Origin of the sequence: Streptomyces sp. DH12, from assembly GCF_020873895.1 — a bacterium.
Classification (GTDB): domain Bacteria; phylum Actinomycetota; class Actinomycetes; order Streptomycetales; family Streptomycetaceae; genus Streptomyces.
The window spans coordinates 1-398 of sequence record NZ_JAHWGT010001579.1 but is presented as its reverse complement, the minus strand read 5'-3'; the positions used below and the strand labels follow the sequence as shown (position 1 = coordinate 398).

General features: G+C 71.4%; 1 pseudogene. It reads left to right on the top strand.

Annotated elements, in window-relative coordinates:
- Positions 1-308: 308 nt before the first annotated feature.
- Positions 309-398: pseudogene (locus LPA54_RS41175) on the top strand (adenylosuccinate lyase); the annotation flags it as partial.

The following is a 398-nucleotide window of genomic DNA, read 5'->3' as shown; positions in this document are numbered from 1 at the left end:
CGGTGCGCCGAGCGGCGCACCAGGGGGCGTGCTGGATGCGGGTGTTGGCCGGGCTGCGAGCGCACACGCCCGGACCGCCGGCGAGCGGCGGTGGATCCGACCGGCCCTGTCCCGGGGCCGAGCCGTACTGCGGTACACGGGGTACCGAACCGACAGCGACTCACTGCGGCCGCGTCACCAGACCGCCGTGAGGAGGGTGCGAGTGGGTAACTCGCTCGTCTGAGCTTAACCCGCGGGTAACGAGCGCGCCAGCCCCTGGATTTGTGAGGTGGCTCCCGTCCCCGGTGTGATCCCCCTAACCTCGTCGCATGGACGAAGAGTTGCGAACGCTCACGGAGCGCTTACGGGCGGAGTCCGACGGCACGGCCGTGTTCGAGCGGCTGGCCGCCACGGACGAC